The following is a 15,441-nucleotide window of genomic DNA, read 5'->3' as shown; positions in this document are numbered from 1 at the left end:
GCGCAGCGCCGCCAGGGAGCGGCGGCGCAGCCGCCGCAGCACCGTGGCCTCGCACCACTCCTGGCCGATGCCCGAGGGGTGGAACTCCCCTTGCACGATGCGGCCGCTCGCGGCGAGCCGGTGCAGCGCCCCGTCCGTCACGGCCGTGCCGAGGCCGAAGCGCCCGGCGGCCTGCGCCGAGGTGAACGGGCCGTGGGTGCGGGCGAAGCGGGCGAGGAGGTCGCCGAGCGGATCCTTGACGGGCTCGGTGAACGCCTCGGGCACCCCGACGGGCAGTGCTGTGCCGAGGGCGTCGCGCAGTCGCCCCGCGTCCTCCACGGCCGCCCAGTGGTCCTGCCCCGCGATACGGACGCGGATGGCGCGCCGGGCGTCGGAGAGGGCGCCCGCCCACCGCTGGTCCGCGCCGCGCTCGGCCAGCTCGGCGTCGGTGAGCGGCCCGAGGAGTCGCAGCAGGTCGGCGACGCCTTCGGCGTCCTTGGGGCGGCGGTCCTCGGTGCGCCACTGGAGCTCGTTCTCCAGCTCGGTGAGGACGTCGGCGTCGAGCAGCTCGCGCAGCTCCGCCTGGCCGAGCAGCTCGGCGAGGAGACGGGAGTCCAGGGACAGGGCGGCGGCGCGCCGCTCGGCCAGCGGGGAGTCGCCCTCGTACAGGAACTGGGCGACGTAGCCGAACAGGAGCGAGCGCGCGAAGGGGGACGGCTCGGGCGTGGTGACCTCGACGAGCCGGACCCGGCGGGCCTCGATGTCCCCCATCAGCTCGGTCAGGCCGGGGACGTCGAAGACGTCTTGCAGGCACTCGCGGACCGCTTCGAGGACGATCGGGAACGACCCGAACTCGCTCGCCACCTGGAGGAGCTGGGCGGCGCGCTGCCGCTGCTGCCACAGGGGGGTGCGCTTGCCCGGGGAGCGGCGCGGCAGCAGCAGGGCCCGCGCGGCGCACTCACGGAACCGGGAGGCGAACAGCGCGGAGCCGCCCACCTGGTCCGTGACGACCTGCCCGATCTCGCCCTTGTCGAAGGCGACGTCGGCCGCGCCGACCGGCGACTGCTCGGGGTCGAACTCCGCGCCCCGCGCCGCCGGATCGGCGTCGAGGAGGTCGAGTCCCATCAGGTCCGCGTCGGGCAGCCGCAGCACGATCCCGTCGTCCGCGTGCATGACCTGGGCGTCCATGCCGTACCGCTCGGTGAGCTTGGCGCCGAGCGCCAGCGCCCATGGGGCGTGCACCTGCGCGCCGAAGGGGGAGTGGACGACCACCCGCCAGTCGCCGAGCTCGTCCCGGAAGCGCTCCACGACGATCGTGCGGTCGTCCGGGACGTGTCCGCAGGCGCGACGCTGCTCGTCCAGGTACGCCAGGACGTTGTCCGCGGCCCACGCGTCGAGGCCGGCCGACAGCAGCCGCTCCCGCGACTCCTCGGGCGCGCGCCCGCCGATCTCGCGGAGGAACGCCCCCAGGGCGCGGCCCAGTTCCAGGGGGCGGCCGAGCTGGTCGCCCTTCCAGAACGGGAGACGGCCGGGCACACCGGGCGCGGGGGAGACCAGGACCCGGTCGCGGGTGATGTCCTCGATCCGCCACGAGGTCGTGCCGAGCGTGAACACGTCGCCCGCGCGCGACTCGTAGACCATCTCCTCGTCGAGCTCGCCGACCCGGCCGCCGCCCTTCTTGGGGTCCGCCCCGGCCAGGAAGACGCCGAAGAGACCGCGGTCCGGGATGGTGCCGCCGGAGGTGACGGCGAGCCGCTGCGCGCCCGGCCGGCCCGTGACCGTACCGGCGACGCGGTCCCACACCAGGCGGGGGCGCAGCTCCGCGAAGGCGTCGGAGGGGTAGCGCCCGGCGAGCATGTCGAGCACCGAGGTGTAGGCGGACTCCGGGAGCGAGGCGAACGGCGCCGCGCGCCGCACCAGGGCCAGCAGCTCGTCCACGTCCCAGCTGTCGAGGGCCGTCATGGCGACGATCTGCTGGGCGAGTACGTCCAGGGGGTTGGCCGGCACCCGCAGCGACTCGATGGCCCCCTCGCGCATCCGCTCGGTCACCACGGCGGCCTGCACCAGGTCGCCCCGGTACTTCGGGAAGACGACGCCGGTCGACACGGCCCCCACCTGGTGCCCGGCGCGGCCCACCCGCTGGAGCCCGGAGGCGACGGACGGCGGGGACTCGACCTGGACGACGAGGTCCACCGCGCCCATGTCGATGCCCAGTTCGAGACTGGAGGTGGCCACGACGGCGGGCAGCCGGCCCGCCTTCAGGTCCTCCTCGACCACGGCCCGCTGCTCCTTGGACACCGAGCCGTGATGCGCGCGGGCCAGCACGGGCGGCGCGCCCCTGGCCGCGCCCGACTCGGCCATCAGCTCGGCCGGGGAGTGGTGCTCGGGCAGCGGCTCGCCGGTGGCGCGCTCGTACGCGATCTCGTTGAGGCGGTTGCACAGCCGCTCCGCGAGGCGGCGGGAGTTGGCGAAGACGATCGTGGAGCGGTGCGCCTGGACGAGGTCGGCGATCCGCTCCTCCACATGCGGCCAGATCGAGGGCTTGTCGCCGTCCCCCGCGTCCTCCGAGCCCCTGGCCGGCGCGCCGCTCAGCTCCCCCAGATCCTCCACCGGGACGACCACCGAGAGGTCGAACTCCTTGCCGGACGGCGGCTGGACGATCTCCACCTTGCGCTGCGGCGACAGATAGCGCGCCACCTCGTCCACGGGGCGCACGGTGGCCGACAGCCCGATCCGCCGGGCCGGCCGGTGCAGGAGCGCGTCGAGCCGCTCCAGGGACAGCGCGAGGTGCGCGCCGCGCTTGGTCCCGGCGACGGCGTGCACCTCGTCGAGGATGACCGTCTCCACCCCGGCGAGGGCCTCCCGCGCCGACGAGGTGAGCATCAGGAACAGCGACTCGGGGGTGGTGATCAGAATGTCCGGCGGCCGGTTCGCGAGGGAGCGGCGCTCGGCGGCCGGGGTGTCCCCGGAGCGGATGCCCACCCTGATCTCCGGCTCGGGCAGCCCCAGCCGTACGGACTCGTGGCGGATGCCGGTGAGCGGGCTGCGCAGATTCCGCTCCACGTCCACCGCGAGGGCCTTGAGCGGCGACACGTACAGCACCCGGCAGCGCTTCTTCGGCTCGGTGGGCGGCGGCGCGGCGGCCAGCGCGTCCAGCGAGGCGAGGAACGCGGCGAGGGTCTTGCCGGAGCCGGTCGGGGCGACCACCAGCACGTCCGATCCCTCGCCGAGCGCACGCCAGGCCCCGGCCTGCGCGGTCGTGGGCGCGGTGAAGGCCCCCTCGAACCACGCACGGGTCGCGGGGGAGAACGCTGCGAGGGCCGAAGCCTGGTCGTCCGCCATGACCCCATCGTGCACCGCCCCACTGACAATGAGCTGTCGGACGGGAGATCCCCAGGTCAGAGGCGGGTTTGGTGCGGTCGGCGAGGGTCGGCCGGGTCGGCGCACAATGGGGCGAGGACGAGGGGGAGCGAGGCGATGACGGGAAACGACGACCGGAATCGATGATGGGAAACGATGACGGGAACGATGAAGAGAACGCTGACAGGGGGCACGGAGTGGGCCAGGCACTGGCATTTCGCGGCGCTGCCCGGCCTCGACCTGCTGCGTGCCCGCTATGTCCGGCACGCTTTCCCGCGCCACGCCCACGACGGCTTCACCTTCGGCGCGATCACGTCCGGCATCGAGGAGATCGGGCTGCGGGGCGGGACCGCGCGGGTGGGTTCCGGCGGCGTCATCATGATCAACCCTGAGGTCGCGCACACCGCCCGCGCCGGAACGCCCGACGGCTGGGCCTACGCCACGCTCTACCCCGCCCCGCACGTGGTCCGGGAGGTCGCGGCCGAGTTGGGCACGATCCGCGGCACGCCGGGTTTCGCCGAGACCACGGCCGACGACGCACGGGCGGCTCACCTGATCCACGCCGTGCACCGGGCGGCCGAGGAGGGCAACGCGCTCGCCGCCGACAGCCTGCTGCGCATCGTCCTCGCCCATTTGCTCCGCCTGCACGGCGGCCCGCTCCCGGCCCGCACGCCTCGCACGGCGGGGGCACGCAACGCCCTCCTGGCCCGCGCGGCCCTGGAAGAGCGGATAGCCGACCCGCCGTCCCTGGCGGCGCTGGCGGCCGAGCTGGACACCAGCCCCTTCGCCCTGCTGCGCGCGTTCCGCGACGCCTACGGGATGCCGCCGCACACCTGGCTCACCAACGCGCGGGTACGGCGGGCCCGTCGGCTCCTGGAGGCCGGGTGCGCTCCCGCCGAGGCGGCCGTCGCCGTGGGCTTCACCGATCAGCCGCACCTCAACCGGCACTTCACCCGGATCGTCGGAGTGCCGCCCGGCGCGTACCGGCGCGAGCGCACCGCCGTCCGCCCCCTCGCCTCCGCGCCGACTCCTCCCGAGTCTCGGTGATCACCGCGCCGGGCCGAGCGGATCGACGGTGCCGCTGTCAGCCCCGTCCCGCACGGGCGAGGGCGTCCTCTGCCTGTTCGGCCAAGGCGGCGACGAGATCGGCCGCGGGCGGCCGGTCGGTGATGAGGTCGACGGCCTCGCCCGCCCACACCGGGGACGGCGGCACCTCGCCACGCGCCACGTCGTCCTGGTAGTCCCGTAGCGCCTGGGCGTTCCCGGCGAGCTCCGTCTCCCGGCCCCGCCACTGGTCGAGATAGCGATGGCCCAGGGTGCGCGCGGTGTACCGGGAGGGCCATCGGGAGCCGCGGGCGATGTCCAGTACGCGGCTGCGCTCGGTCTCCTCCGCACGCCCCTCGACGATCGCGGCGGCGGTCATGGGGTCGACCAGGGCTTCGGCCGTGGCCTGGAAGCGGGTGCCGATGACGGCCCCGGCGGCGCCCAGCGCCAGGGCGGCGGCCACGCCGCGGCCGTCGGCGATCCCGCCCGCCGCCAGCACCGGAACCGGCCCCGCCAGATCCACCACGACGGGTACGAACGGGAGGACCGACCGTCCCCGTTCGGCCCCGTGCCCGCCGCTCTCGGTACCCTGCGCCACGATCACATCGGCGCCCAGATCCACCGCCTGCCGGGCCTCCTCCAGATCCGTGACCTGGATGATGAGTTTCGCCCCGGACCGGCGGACGCGCTCGGCGAACGGGCTCGGGTCCCCGAAGGACAGCATCACCGCCCGGGGACGGTGCTCCAGCACCCGCTCCACTGTGGCGACATCAGTCGCCCAGGTGAGAAAGCCGATGCCCCATGGGCCGTCCGTGCAAGAGGCGACGAAGGGCAGCTCACCGGCCAGCCAGTCCGGGTCCCCGGCCCCGGCGCCGAGGAGTCCGAGCCCGCCGCCGCGCGAGACAGCCGCCGCCAGCGCGCCGCCTGCCGATCCGCCCATGGGCGCGAGCGCGATGGGATGCCGCACACCGAACAACTTCGTGAACGCAGTCGTCAACGCCATGGCCGCCATCATCACACCCTTGGACGCGCGAAAACGACCATGCCCCCTCCAAGGACTCTCCAGGACGCCCGCGCCGCCGGATGCCCAGTTCGGCCTTGAAGACAATGCGCCAAGCGGCGCAAGAACGTACAAGACCGGGTCAGGGGCCCGCTCCTAGCGTTCGGATGTGGCAGAGCGAACGACAGGCACTGAAGAGACGGCGGGCCCCATAGCGAGGGTCCGGGCAGAGCCGGAACCGCGTCCCCCGGAGACGGGGCCCTCGACGGAGCCGGACATCCCTCCCGAGCCGGGGGCGCGCGAGGACCGGGCGGTCGTACGGGACGCCCTGGGCGTCGGGGTGGCCGTCGGCCTCTCCGGCTTCGCCTTCGGGGTGACCGCGGCGGGCGCCGGTCTGAGCCTTCCGCAGACCTGCGCGCTGAGCCTCTTCGTCTTCACCGGGGCCTCGCAGTTCGCTCTCGTGGGCGCGCTCGCGGCGGGCGGCAACCCACTGACCGCCGCGGCGGGCGCGTTCTTCCTGGGCGTCCGCAACGCGTTCTACGGGCTGCGGCTCTCGCAAGTACTGCGACTGCCGCGCGCCGTACGGCCCTTCGCCGCCCAGCTCGTCATCGACGAGACCTCGCTTGTGGCATTCGCGCAGCCGGACCGGCGCAGCGCCCGTATCGGCTTCACCGTCACCGGCCTGTCCCTGTACGCGCTGTGGAACCTCTCCACGCTCGCCGGGTCCGTCGGGGCCGCCGCGCTCGGCGACACCGACGCCTGGGGCCTCGACGCGGCCGGCCCGGCCGTCTTCCTCGCCCTGCTCGCCCCGCTGCTCACCAGCGCCGTCGAGCGGGCCACGGCGGCCCTGGCCGTCCTGCTCGTGCTCGGGTGCACTCCGCTGCTGCCCGCGGGGGTGCCCGTACTGGCCGCCGGGCTCGCCGGGCCCCTCGTGCTCGCTCTCAAGGGACGCGCGCTGCGTACGGCACGCACTCCGGAGAGGGGCGATAACGCCCGTGACGCCTATAAGGACGCGCCCGACGCCTGTACGGGTGCCCGTACGGACGCCCGTAAGAGCAGTGAAGTATCCCGCGACGTCCCCGAGGAGGGCGGCAGCCAGTGAACGTATGGATCGCCATCGGAGCCACCGCCGTAGGCTGCTATCTCGTCAAGCTGCTCGGCCTGTCCATACCGGCCGGGGTGCTCGACCGCCCCCTCGTCAAACGCCTCGCCGCACTCGTCCCCGTGGCGCTGCTGGCCGCCCTCACCGCGCAGCAGACCTTGAGCAAAGGGACCGAACTCGTCCTCGACGCCCGAGCGGCGGGCCTCGGGGCGGCGGCCGTCGCACTCCTGCTGCGCGCCCCGTTTCTCCTGGTGATCGCCGTCGCCGTGATCGTCACCGCGGGCGTACGCGCACTCGGAGGCTGACGCGCACTCCTGGGGGAGCTCCCAGGCCGCACCGAGCCGAAAACGTCGCCCCCGGGGTCTGTTCCCATGGTTTTTCACGGCTCTTCACGGCTCTTCACGGCCTACAAGGGCCGCCCGTACGCGCGCAGGGTCAGCAGCGCCTCGATGGTCACCATCGGGCGGTACTCCAGGGCGGTGCCCGGCGCCCACTGGCGCCAGTTCACCGGCCAGCCGCCGTCCTCCTCCTGCGACCGGGCGAGGAAGTCCAGCGACCGGTCCATCTCCGCGTCGGAGAACCAGTGCCGGGCCAAGGAGTCGGGCGAGCGGGCGTAGTCGTACGGGAAGTGGTACTCGCCCGGCGCGTACCCCTCGGACAGCGGGTGCCCCGCCGCCCGCTCCGGCTCCAGGACGGCCAGCCGCTGCTCGTGCACCAGCGCGCCGAGGCGCTGGGCCGCCGCCTGCGCGCGCGTACGGTCCGGGGCGCCGTCCAGGAAGGCGACGGCCGCCAGCACTTCGTAGGGGTGCGTCTTCGTCAGCGACTCCACCGCGGCCCAGCAGTAATCGGTGGCCCGGAACAGCCACGCGTGCCACACCTCGTTGCGGTGCAGCAGCCCCACCACCGGGCCGGTCGTCAGCAGCTCGCTCGGCGGGTCGTCCACCACCGGCATCCAGGGGGCCGCCGGATAGCCGCGCAGCGAGGGGTGGAGCGCGGGCAGCGCGCCGTCCGAGGTCGAGATGCCGGTCAGATAGCGGCAGACGCGCTCCACCCGCTGCCCGCCGCAGCGCCCGATGCCGTCCAGGACGCGCAGCGCGTGCGCGACGTGCGGCGGCTGGCTCACCGGGCCCCGCAGATCGGGCTCCAGGGCGTAGCCGTAGCCGCCGTCCTCCCCCAGGTAGGCGGTGAGCGCGGTCTCGACGGCATCGGCGCCGCGGTCGCTGTCGTCGAGGAAGTGATAGGCGAATCGGCGTTGTTCGAGCACGCGGGCGGTCAGCCAGACGAAGTGCTCGGCGCGGTCTGCGTGTGATGCTCCGGAACGGGCCATGGTCAGACCGTAGGGCGGAAAACGGCGGCGGTCAGCGGCTCATGCCGGGCTGCACCCGCAGGGCGGGGGCCGGGCGCACGCGGTTGACGATTGGCGGTTTTCCCGAGGTCCGCCGAGGTCCGCCCGCGGCCCCGCGGCCTGCCGGGCCGGCTCCTCGGCGGGACGTGTCAGCGGGACGTGCGCGCCGCGCCGAGAGCGGCGGTGGTGGCCCGCGCGAGACCCTCCAGATAGCCCGCGGGGAGGGGGGAGCGCACCATCACCAGGCGCCAGTAGAGGGGGCCGCAGGCCAGGTCGAGGGCGAGGTCGACGCTGGTGTCGGCGGACAGCTCGCCGCGGGCCACCGCGTGCTGGACGATCGTTTCCGCTATGGCGCGCTGGGAGTCGCGCACGGCTGTCTGTAGCGCCTGGGCGATGTCCGGGTTGCGGGCCGCCTCGGCGAGCAGGTCGGGGAGGATCTGGGCGGCCATCGGATGCTGGAGCAGCCGCGCGGTCACCTTCAGCAGCGCCTGTACGTCCCCCAGCAGGCTGCCGGTGTCCGGAGTCGGCATGCCCTGGACCGCGAGCGCGGAGACCACGTCGAGGACGATGGGCAGCTTCGAGCGCCAGCGGCGGTACACCGCGGCCTTGCCCACCCCGGCCCGGCGGGCGATGCGCTCGATCGACATACGCCCGTACCCCACGGTGGCCAGCTCTTCGAAGACGGCGGCGCGGATCGCCTCGGTGACGTCCTCGCGGAACGCGGCGGCCCCCGCTGGGGCGCGACGCGGCTTTTGGGACTCCTTATCCATGCACTGAGCCTAACTCGACGATGGAACGCTTGTGTTCCATCGTCTCCTCCTCTAGCGTTGACGAAACGACGGAACGCACCCGTTCCAACGTGATGTCATCTGCCCTCACACCGCCCCGGGGCCGCGTGTCGTGCCCCGGCCGCCTTGAGGTGTGTCCCCCCTACCGAAAGTTCCCAGGTGACCGGGTTCCCTACGTCCTCTACGTCCGCTGCGGCCGCTGCGTCGTCTGCGCTCTCGACCGCCGTCCTCGAACGGCCCGAAGCCGCCCCCCTGTCCCCGGCGGAGCTCGCCGCCGCCCATGGCCTCTCGGTGAGTGGTGCCCGGCCGGGGTTGGGGGAGTATGTGCGGCAGTTGTGGGACCGGCGGCATTTTGTTGTTGCTTTTTCCCGGGCGAAGCTGACGGCGCAGTACAGTCAGGCGAAGCTGGGGCAGGTGTGGCAGGTCGCGACGCCGTTGCTGAATGCGATGGTGTATTTCTTCATCTTCGGTCTGCTGATGCAGCGGGGCAAGGCGATGGGCGGGATGGGGATTTATATTCCTTTCCTGGTGACGGGTGTTTTTGTTTTCACGTTCACGCAGAGTTCGGCGATGGCGGGGGTGCGGGCCATCGCGGGGAATCTGGGGCTGGTGCGGGCTCTGCATTTTCCGCGGGCGGCGCTGCCGATTTCTTTTGCGTTGCAGCAGTTGCAGCAGTTGCTGTTCTCGATGGGTGTGCTGGTGGTGGTGCTCGTCGCGTGCGGGCATTATCCGGATGCGGCGTGGCTGATCGTGGTGCCGACGCTGGTGTTGCAGTTCGTGTTCAATACGGGGCTGGCGCTGGCGATGGCGCGGTTGGGGAGCAAGACGCCGGATCTGGCGCAGTTGCTGCCGTTTTTGCTGCGGACGTGGATGTATGCGTCCGGGGTGATGTACAGCATGACGGATCAGCTGCGGAAGGCGCATGCGCCGCATTGGGTGATCGAGGTGCTGTCGGCGAATCCGGCGTCGGTGTTCATCGATCTGATGCGGTTCGCGTTGATCGACAGTTTCGGGGCGGGGAAGCTGCCGTCGCATGTGTGGGGTCTGGCGGTGGGCTGGGCGCTGGTGGTGGGCGTCGGGGGTTTCGTGTTTTTCTGGAAGGCTGAGGAGCAGTACGGCCGTGGCTGAGCGCAATGCGGGAGAAGGCGTGGTCCCGGCGGTGGCGGGGGCGCGGGTGCCGACGGTGATCGCGGATGAGCTGCACATCGTGTACCGGGTGTATGGGGGGAGTGCGGGGCGGGGGAGTGCGACGGCGGCGCTGAACCGGATCGTGCGCCGGTCGCCGGGTGCGGGGGTGCGGAAGGTGCATGCGGTGCGGGGGGTGAGTTTTACCTCGTACCGGGGGGAGGCGATCGGGCTGATCGGGTCGAACGGGTCGGGGAAGTCGACGTTGCTGCGGGCGGTGGCGGGGCTGCTGCCGGCGGAGCGGGGGCGGGTGTACACCGATGGGCAGCCGTCGTTGCTGGGGGTGAACGCGGCGATGATGAATGATCTGACGGGGGAGCGGAATGTGATCCTGGGCGGGTTGGCGATGGGGATGTCGCGGGAGGAGATCCGGGAGCGGTATCAGGAGATCGTGGACTTCTCGGGGATCAATGAGAAGGGGGATTTCATCTCGTTGCCGATGCGGACGTATTCGTCGGGGATGGCGGCGCGGCTGCGGTTCGCGATCGCGGCGGCGAAGGATCACGATGTGCTGATGATCGATGAGGCGCTGGCGACGGGGGACCGGGCGTTCCAGAAGCGGTCGGAGGCGCGGATCCGGGAGCTGCGCAAGGAGGCGGGGACGGTGTTCCTGGTCAGTCACAACAACAAGTCGATCCGGGACACCTGTGACCGGGTGCTGTGGCTGGAGCGCGGTGAGCTGCTGATGGACGGTCCGACGGACGAGGTCATCAAGGCGTACGAGAAGGAAACCAACCGCTGACATCACCGTCGGTCTTCGGTGGTGATGTCATGGCGTCATGGCCGGCGTGGGCTTCCGGCGCCGGTGGCGTGAGCGGCGGTGGGGAAGCGGGTGCGGAGGCCCATACCAGGGCGCCGGGTGGGAACGGGCGCGGCGGGCCGTCCGGCGGCGGGAGCCGCGGACGGCAGCGGGGCAGAACGGCAGGGAGTGGGACGGATGCGGTTGACGATCTTCTGGCAGCGGATGGCGGATCACTTCGGTGAGGCGTACGCCGACTCCTTCGCGCGCGACCATGTGATGGCGGAGCTCGGCGGGCGGACCGTGCACGAGGCGCTCGCCGCGGGCTGGAGCGCCAAGGACGTATGGCGCGCGGTGTGCGTCGCCGTGGACGTGCCCCACGACAAGCGCTGAGCCGCGGGGCGGCGCGGGGACACCGCGGCCCATGGGCCAGACTGACCTCCGTGGCCCCGACAGATGAGACCGCTCAGGATGACCGCCGGCCGCCCGCGACCGGCTCCCGTATGCCTCGTTGGCTGCCGCGCGCCATGGCGCTCGCGCTGGTCCTCTTCGCCTGCTTCCAGCTCGCGAGCTGGGCCTTTCATCAGCTCATCGGACTGCTGCTGAACATCCTGATCGCGTTCTTCCTCGCGCTCGCGGTCGAGCCCGCGGTGGACCGGATGGCCGCGCGCGGCATGCGCCGCGGCCTCGCCACCGGCCTGGTCTTCCTCGGGGTCGTCATCGTCTCCGCCGGCTTCTTCGCGCTGCTCGGCTCGATGCTCGCCGACCAGATCTCCACCATGGTCGACGACTTCCCCTCCTACCTCGACTCGGTGATCAGCTGGGTCAACAAGACCTTCAACACCAGCCTGAACCGGGTCCAGGTCCAGGACAGCCTGCTGCACTCCGACTGGTTGCAGAAGTATGTGCAGAACAGCGCGAGCGGCGTGCTCGACGTCTCCGCGACCGTGCTCGGGGGCCTGTTCAGACTCCTGACGGTGCTGCTGTTCTCCTTCTACTTCGCGGCCGACGGGCCCCGGCTGCGGCGCGCGCTGTGCTCCGTGCTGCCGCCCGGCCGCCAGGCGGAGGCGCTGCGCGCCTGGGACCTCGCGGTCGCCAAGACCGGCGGCTACATCTACTCGCGCGCCCTGATGGCCGTGGTCTCCGGGATCGCCCACTACATACTGCTGGAGATCCTGGGGGTGCCGTACGCCCCGGCGCTCGGGATCTGGGTGGGGTTCGTCTCGCAGTTCATCCCGACGATCGGCACCTACCTCGCGGGCGCGCTGCCGATGCTCATCGCCTTCACGGTGGACCCCTGGTACGCGGTGTGGGTGCTCGGGTTCGTGGTGGTGTACCAGCAGTTCGAGAATTACGTGCTACAGCCGCGCATCACCGCGAAGACCGTGGACATCCACCCGGCCGTGGCCTTCGGGTCGGTGGTCGCGGGCACCGCGCTGCTGGGGGCGGTGGGCGCGCTGATCGCGATCCCGGCGACCGCGACGCTCCAGGCATTCCTCGGCACATATGTGCGGCGCTACGAGGTCACCGACGAGGCGCGGCTGCCCGACCGCCGGAACCGCAGGCCGGCGGGGCGCGTGCGCCGCGCCCTGCGCCGGAATCCGCCGCCCGACGACCGCGACGACGAGGGCTGAACCCGGCCGCTGCCGCCGCCCGCCCCGCGATTCCGGGCGGCGTGGTGCGCTTGACACCGAAATCGAACAGCCATTCTTATAGGGGTTCCGGCCCTGGTAGCCGGGACGGTCCCGGCCGAGTTATCCACAGGGCGGCACGACGTCAGGGCCGATTGTCAGTGGCAGGCGTTAGCGTCGTGGACGTGAAGCGATCGACTCAAGCAAATCGGGTGGAACCCATGGCAGGTACCGACCGCGAGAAGGCGCTCGACGCCGCGCTCGCACAGATTGAACGGCAATTCGGCAAGGGCGCCGTGATGCGTCTCGGTGACCGGCCGAACGACCCCATCGAGGTCATCCCCACCGGGTCGACCGCGCTCGACGTCGCGCTCGGCGTCGGCGGCCTGCCGCGCGGCCGCGTGGTGGAGGTGTACGGCCCGGAGTCCTCCGGTAAGACGACCCTCACACTGCACGCCGTGGCCAACGCGCAGAAGTCCGGCGGCACGGTCGCCTTCGTCGACGCGGAGCACGCGCTCGACCCGGAGTACGCGAAGGCGCTCGGCGTCGACACGGACAACCTCATCCTCTCCCAGCCGGACACCGGCGAGCAGGCGCTGGAGATCGTGGACATGCTGGTCCGCTCCGGCGCCCTCGACCTGATCGTCATCGACTCCGTCGCCGCCCTGGTGCCGCGCGCGGAGATCGAGGGCGAGATGGGCGACTCGCACGTCGGCCTCCAGGCCCGGCTGATGAGCCAGGCGCTCCGCAAGATCACCAGCGCGCTCAACCAGTCCAAGACCACCGCGATCTTCATCAACCAGCTCCGCGAGAAGATCGGCGTGATGTTCGGCTCCCCGGAGACGACGACCGGTGGCCGGGCGCTGAAGTTCTACGCCTCGGTGCGGCTCGACATCCGCCGTATCGAGACCCTCAAGGACGGCACCGACGCGGTCGGCAACCGCACCCGCGTCAAGGTCGTCAAGAACAAGGTCGCGCCGCCCTTCAAGCAGGCCGAGTTCGACATCCTCTACGGGCAGGGCATCAGCCGCGAGGGCGGTCTGATCGACATGGGCGTCGAGCACGGCTTCGTCCGCAAGGCCGGCGCCTGGTACACGTACGAGGGCGACCAGCTCGGACAGGGCAAGGAGAACGCCCGCAACTTCCTGCGGGACAACCCCGACCTCGCCAACGAGATCGAGAAGAAGATCAAGGAAAAGCTGGGCGTGGGCGTGAGGCCCGAGGAGCTGCCGGCCGAGCCCGGCGCGGACGCGGCCGGCGCGGCGGCCGGCGACGCGGCCAAGTCCGTACCGGCCCCGGCGACGAAGGCCGGCGCCAAGGCCGCCAAGACGGCGGCGGCCAAGAGCTAGCCCATGACACGGCGAACCGACTGGCCGGACAGCCCCGGCGCGGACGATCAGCCGGGTGACCGGGAGGGAGAGCGGGAAGGGAGCCCCAGCCGGGGACGCGCGGGCGGCAGACGTACGGGCGGGGGACCGGGCAGGGGTACGGGCAGACGTACGGGCGGCGGCACGGCACCCGGCCCCGACGAGGCGCTGGACTCCGGCGCGGAGGACACCGGACAGAGGGGCCGGGGCGAGACGCCGCGCGACCCCGGTGAGCAGGCACGGGCGATATGCCTTCGGCTGCTCACCGGATCGCCGCGCACCCGCAAGCAGCTCGCTGACGCACTGAACAAGCGCGACATCCCCGAGGACGTGGCGGAGGAGGTGCTGTCCCGGTTCGAGGACGTCGGGCTGATCGACGACGCGGCGTTCGCCGAGGCGTGGGTGGAGTCCCGGCACCGCGGCCGGGGCCTGGCCCGCCGGGCCCTCGCGCGCGAGCTGCGCACCAAGGGGGTGCACACCGCGCTCATCGACGAGGCCGTCGGGCAGCTCGACGCCGAGCAGGAGGAGCGGACGGCCCGCGAGCTCGTCGAGCGGAAGCTGCGGGCGAGCCGCGGCCTGGACAGGGAGAAGCGGATCAGACGTCTCGCCGGGATGCTGGCCCGCAAGGGGTACCCGGAGGGCCTGGCCCTGCGAGTGGTGCGCAGGGCGCTGGAGGAGGAGGGAGAGGACCCGGAGCTGCTGGAGTACCACCTGCCCGACGCGTAGCCCGAGGGCGCTCGGCAGCTGGGACGCGTAGTTCCTTCCGGATGCTCGGCCTCGGAGCGCGCGGCTCCGGGAGACGTGGTTCCGGCGCGCGCCGTTTCGGCGCGCGTGGCGTCGGGGTGTGGAGATTTCGGGGGAGAGGGGGAGAGCAGGGGGATAGCCCCCGGCTCAAGACGCCGGGCGACAGCAGTGCTCCGGCACGGGCGCGGCTGGAAGTCTGCGGGCATGGCCTTGTCGCGATATGCCCTCCAGACGGTACGCGCCCGGAAGGACGGCTTCGTCGGCGCTCTGCTGGCGCTGATGTGCGCCGCCGCGCTCATCACCGCTTGCGGTGCGCTTCTGGAGACGGGCCTGCGCGGCGCCATTCACCCAGCCCACCCTCGCCGACGACGCCCAGCGGCAGGCGGCCGACGGCAACCGCGCCGACTGGGTGCTCGCCGCGTCGGGACCCGGTGTGCCGGGCGCCGCCGCGGCGGCTGTCCGCAAGACTCCGGGAACGACCGCCGCCACCGAGGTCGTACGGGGCACGGTGCGCGTCGGACTCGACAAGTACCCGGCGCAGGGCGTCACCGCCGCCGGTCTCGCCGGGGTCTGGGACCCGGGCGTCCAGCGCGGCTCCCTCGCCCGCTTCGGCCCGGACAGCGTCGCGGTCAGCGAACTCGCCGCCGGCGACCTCGGGCTGAGTCCGGGTGACAGCCTCAAGGCGACGCTCGGCGACGGCACTCCCGTCACCCTCACCGTGGCCGCCGTCTACGCCGACGGCCTGGGGTTCGGCGACCTGACGGTGTCCCACGCCCTGCTGTCCCGGCACATCGACAACCCCATCGCCCGCGAGGTCTGGGTCAGGTCCTCCGCCACCCGGGACCGGCTCGCCGCGGCCGTCCGGGGCTTCCCCGGCGTACGGGTCGTTCCGGCCGCCGACGCCGTGCGGCTCCAGTCCGCACGGCGGGAGTCCAACGCCGAGGTCAATGACCTCGCCATGGGACTCGTCCTGGCCTTCACCGCCATCGCCGTCATCAACACCCTGGCGATGTCGACCTCGGAGCGCGTCCGCGAGTTCGCCCTGCTGCGGCTGGGCGGGGCCACCCGCCGTCAGGTGCTGCGGATGCTGCGCGTAGAAACGGCCGGCGTACTGCTCCTGGCCGTGGTGCTCGGCAGCGGGATCGCGCTGGCTGACC

The 15,441-nt window shown here is 72.4% G+C and carries 13 protein-coding genes and 1 pseudogene; 10 read left to right on the top strand and 4 right to left on the bottom strand.

Features of this window, described 5'->3' with window-relative positions:
* Positions 1-3,321: DEAD/DEAH box helicase (locus tag ACFU99_RS11385; RefSeq protein WP_384389218.1), on the bottom strand; the 3,321-nt coding region annotated here is incomplete at its 3' end.
* Between the two features lie 186 nt (positions 3,322-3,507).
* On the opposite strand from ACFU99_RS11385, the gene ACFU99_RS11380 reads away from it, so the two are divergent.
* Positions 3,508-4,386 carry an AraC family transcriptional regulator gene (locus ACFU99_RS11380; protein ID WP_384389215.1) on the top strand — a complete coding sequence of 293 codons (879 nt, stop codon included), beginning with the start codon at positions 3,508-3,510 and terminating at the stop codon, positions 4,384-4,386.
* Positions 4,387-4,423: 37 nt separating this feature from the next.
* On the opposite strand, the gene ACFU99_RS11375 is transcribed toward ACFU99_RS11380, so the two are convergent.
* Positions 4,424-5,386, bottom strand: coding sequence for an NAD(P)H-dependent flavin oxidoreductase (locus ACFU99_RS11375; RefSeq protein ID WP_384389212.1), 963 nt, complete (start codon positions 5,384-5,386; stop codon positions 4,424-4,426).
* Between the two features lie 166 nt (positions 5,387-5,552).
* Here ACFU99_RS11375 and ACFU99_RS11370 point away from each other — a divergent pair, with 166 nt between their 5' ends.
* Both ACFU99_RS11370 and ACFU99_RS11365 read left to right on the top strand, forming a co-directional pair.
* The gene (locus tag ACFU99_RS11370; RefSeq protein ID WP_384389209.1) at positions 5,553-6,485 is read left to right on the top strand and encodes an AzlC family ABC transporter permease; all 933 of its coding nucleotides are present in this window, start codon (positions 5,553-5,555) and stop codon (positions 6,483-6,485) included.
* Positions 6,482-6,790 (top strand): AzlD domain-containing protein, encoded by a 309-nt coding sequence (locus ACFU99_RS11365; RefSeq protein WP_384389206.1) that lies wholly within the window; start codon positions 6,482-6,484, stop codon positions 6,788-6,790. Before ACFU99_RS11370 ends, ACFU99_RS11365 begins: the two co-directional genes overlap by 4 nt.
* A gap of 101 nt (positions 6,791-6,891) precedes the next feature.
* Here the strand turns inward: ACFU99_RS11365 and ACFU99_RS11360 are convergent, their stop codons facing one another.
* Together ACFU99_RS11360 and ACFU99_RS11355 are read right to left on the bottom strand one after the other, a co-directional pair.
* Positions 6,892-7,812, bottom strand: a complete 921-nt coding sequence (locus ACFU99_RS11360; protein WP_384389203.1) for a hypothetical protein — start codon at positions 7,810-7,812, stop codon at positions 6,892-6,894.
* 167 nt (positions 7,813-7,979) lie between these two features.
* On the bottom strand, positions 7,980-8,600 hold the full coding sequence (locus ACFU99_RS11355; RefSeq protein ID WP_384389200.1) for a TetR/AcrR family transcriptional regulator: 621 nt from the start codon (positions 8,598-8,600) through the stop codon (positions 7,980-7,982).
* A gap of 270 nt (positions 8,601-8,870) precedes the next feature.
* Here ACFU99_RS11355 and ACFU99_RS11350 point away from each other — a divergent pair, with 270 nt between their 5' ends.
* The 7 genes and pseudogenes from ACFU99_RS11350 to ACFU99_RS11320 all read left to right on the top strand — a co-directional run.
* On the top strand, positions 8,871-9,746 hold the full coding sequence (locus ACFU99_RS11350) for an ABC transporter permease (protein ID WP_384389224.1): 876 nt from the start codon (positions 8,871-8,873) through the stop codon (positions 9,744-9,746).
* A complete protein-coding gene (locus tag ACFU99_RS11345; protein WP_384389221.1) occupies positions 9,721-10,545 on the top strand; it encodes an ABC transporter ATP-binding protein in 825 nt (274 codons plus the stop codon). Before ACFU99_RS11350 ends, ACFU99_RS11345 begins: the two co-directional genes overlap by 26 nt.
* 195 nt (positions 10,546-10,740) lie before the next feature.
* Positions 10,741-10,935 carry a DUF3046 domain-containing protein gene (locus ACFU99_RS11340; RefSeq protein ID WP_384389197.1) on the top strand — a complete coding sequence of 65 codons (195 nt, stop codon included), beginning with the start codon at positions 10,741-10,743 and terminating at the stop codon, positions 10,933-10,935.
* A gap of 50 nt (positions 10,936-10,985) precedes the next feature.
* Entirely contained in the window at positions 10,986-12,176 is a 1,191-nt protein-coding gene (locus ACFU99_RS11335) for an AI-2E family transporter (RefSeq protein ID WP_384389195.1), read from the top strand.
* A 218-nt stretch (positions 12,177-12,394) separates the two neighbouring features.
* Positions 12,395-13,522 (top strand): recombinase RecA, encoded by a 1,128-nt coding sequence (recA, locus tag ACFU99_RS11330; protein WP_384389192.1) that lies wholly within the window; start codon positions 12,395-12,397, stop codon positions 13,520-13,522.
* Between the two features lie 3 nt (positions 13,523-13,525).
* On the top strand, positions 13,526-14,266 hold the full coding sequence (recX, locus tag ACFU99_RS11325; protein ID WP_384389189.1) for a recombination regulator RecX: 741 nt from the start codon (positions 13,526-13,528) through the stop codon (positions 14,264-14,266).
* A 349-nt stretch (positions 14,267-14,615) separates the two neighbouring features.
* A pseudogene (locus ACFU99_RS11320) lies at positions 14,616-15,441 on the top strand (ABC transporter permease); the annotation flags it as partial.

This window comes from Streptomyces sp. NPDC057654 (assembly GCF_042800135.1).
In the GTDB taxonomy this organism is placed as follows: domain Bacteria; phylum Actinomycetota; class Actinomycetes; order Streptomycetales; family Streptomycetaceae; genus Streptomyces.
Note: the sequence above shows the minus strand (reverse complement) of the source record. Positions and strands in the feature narration are given on the sequence as shown.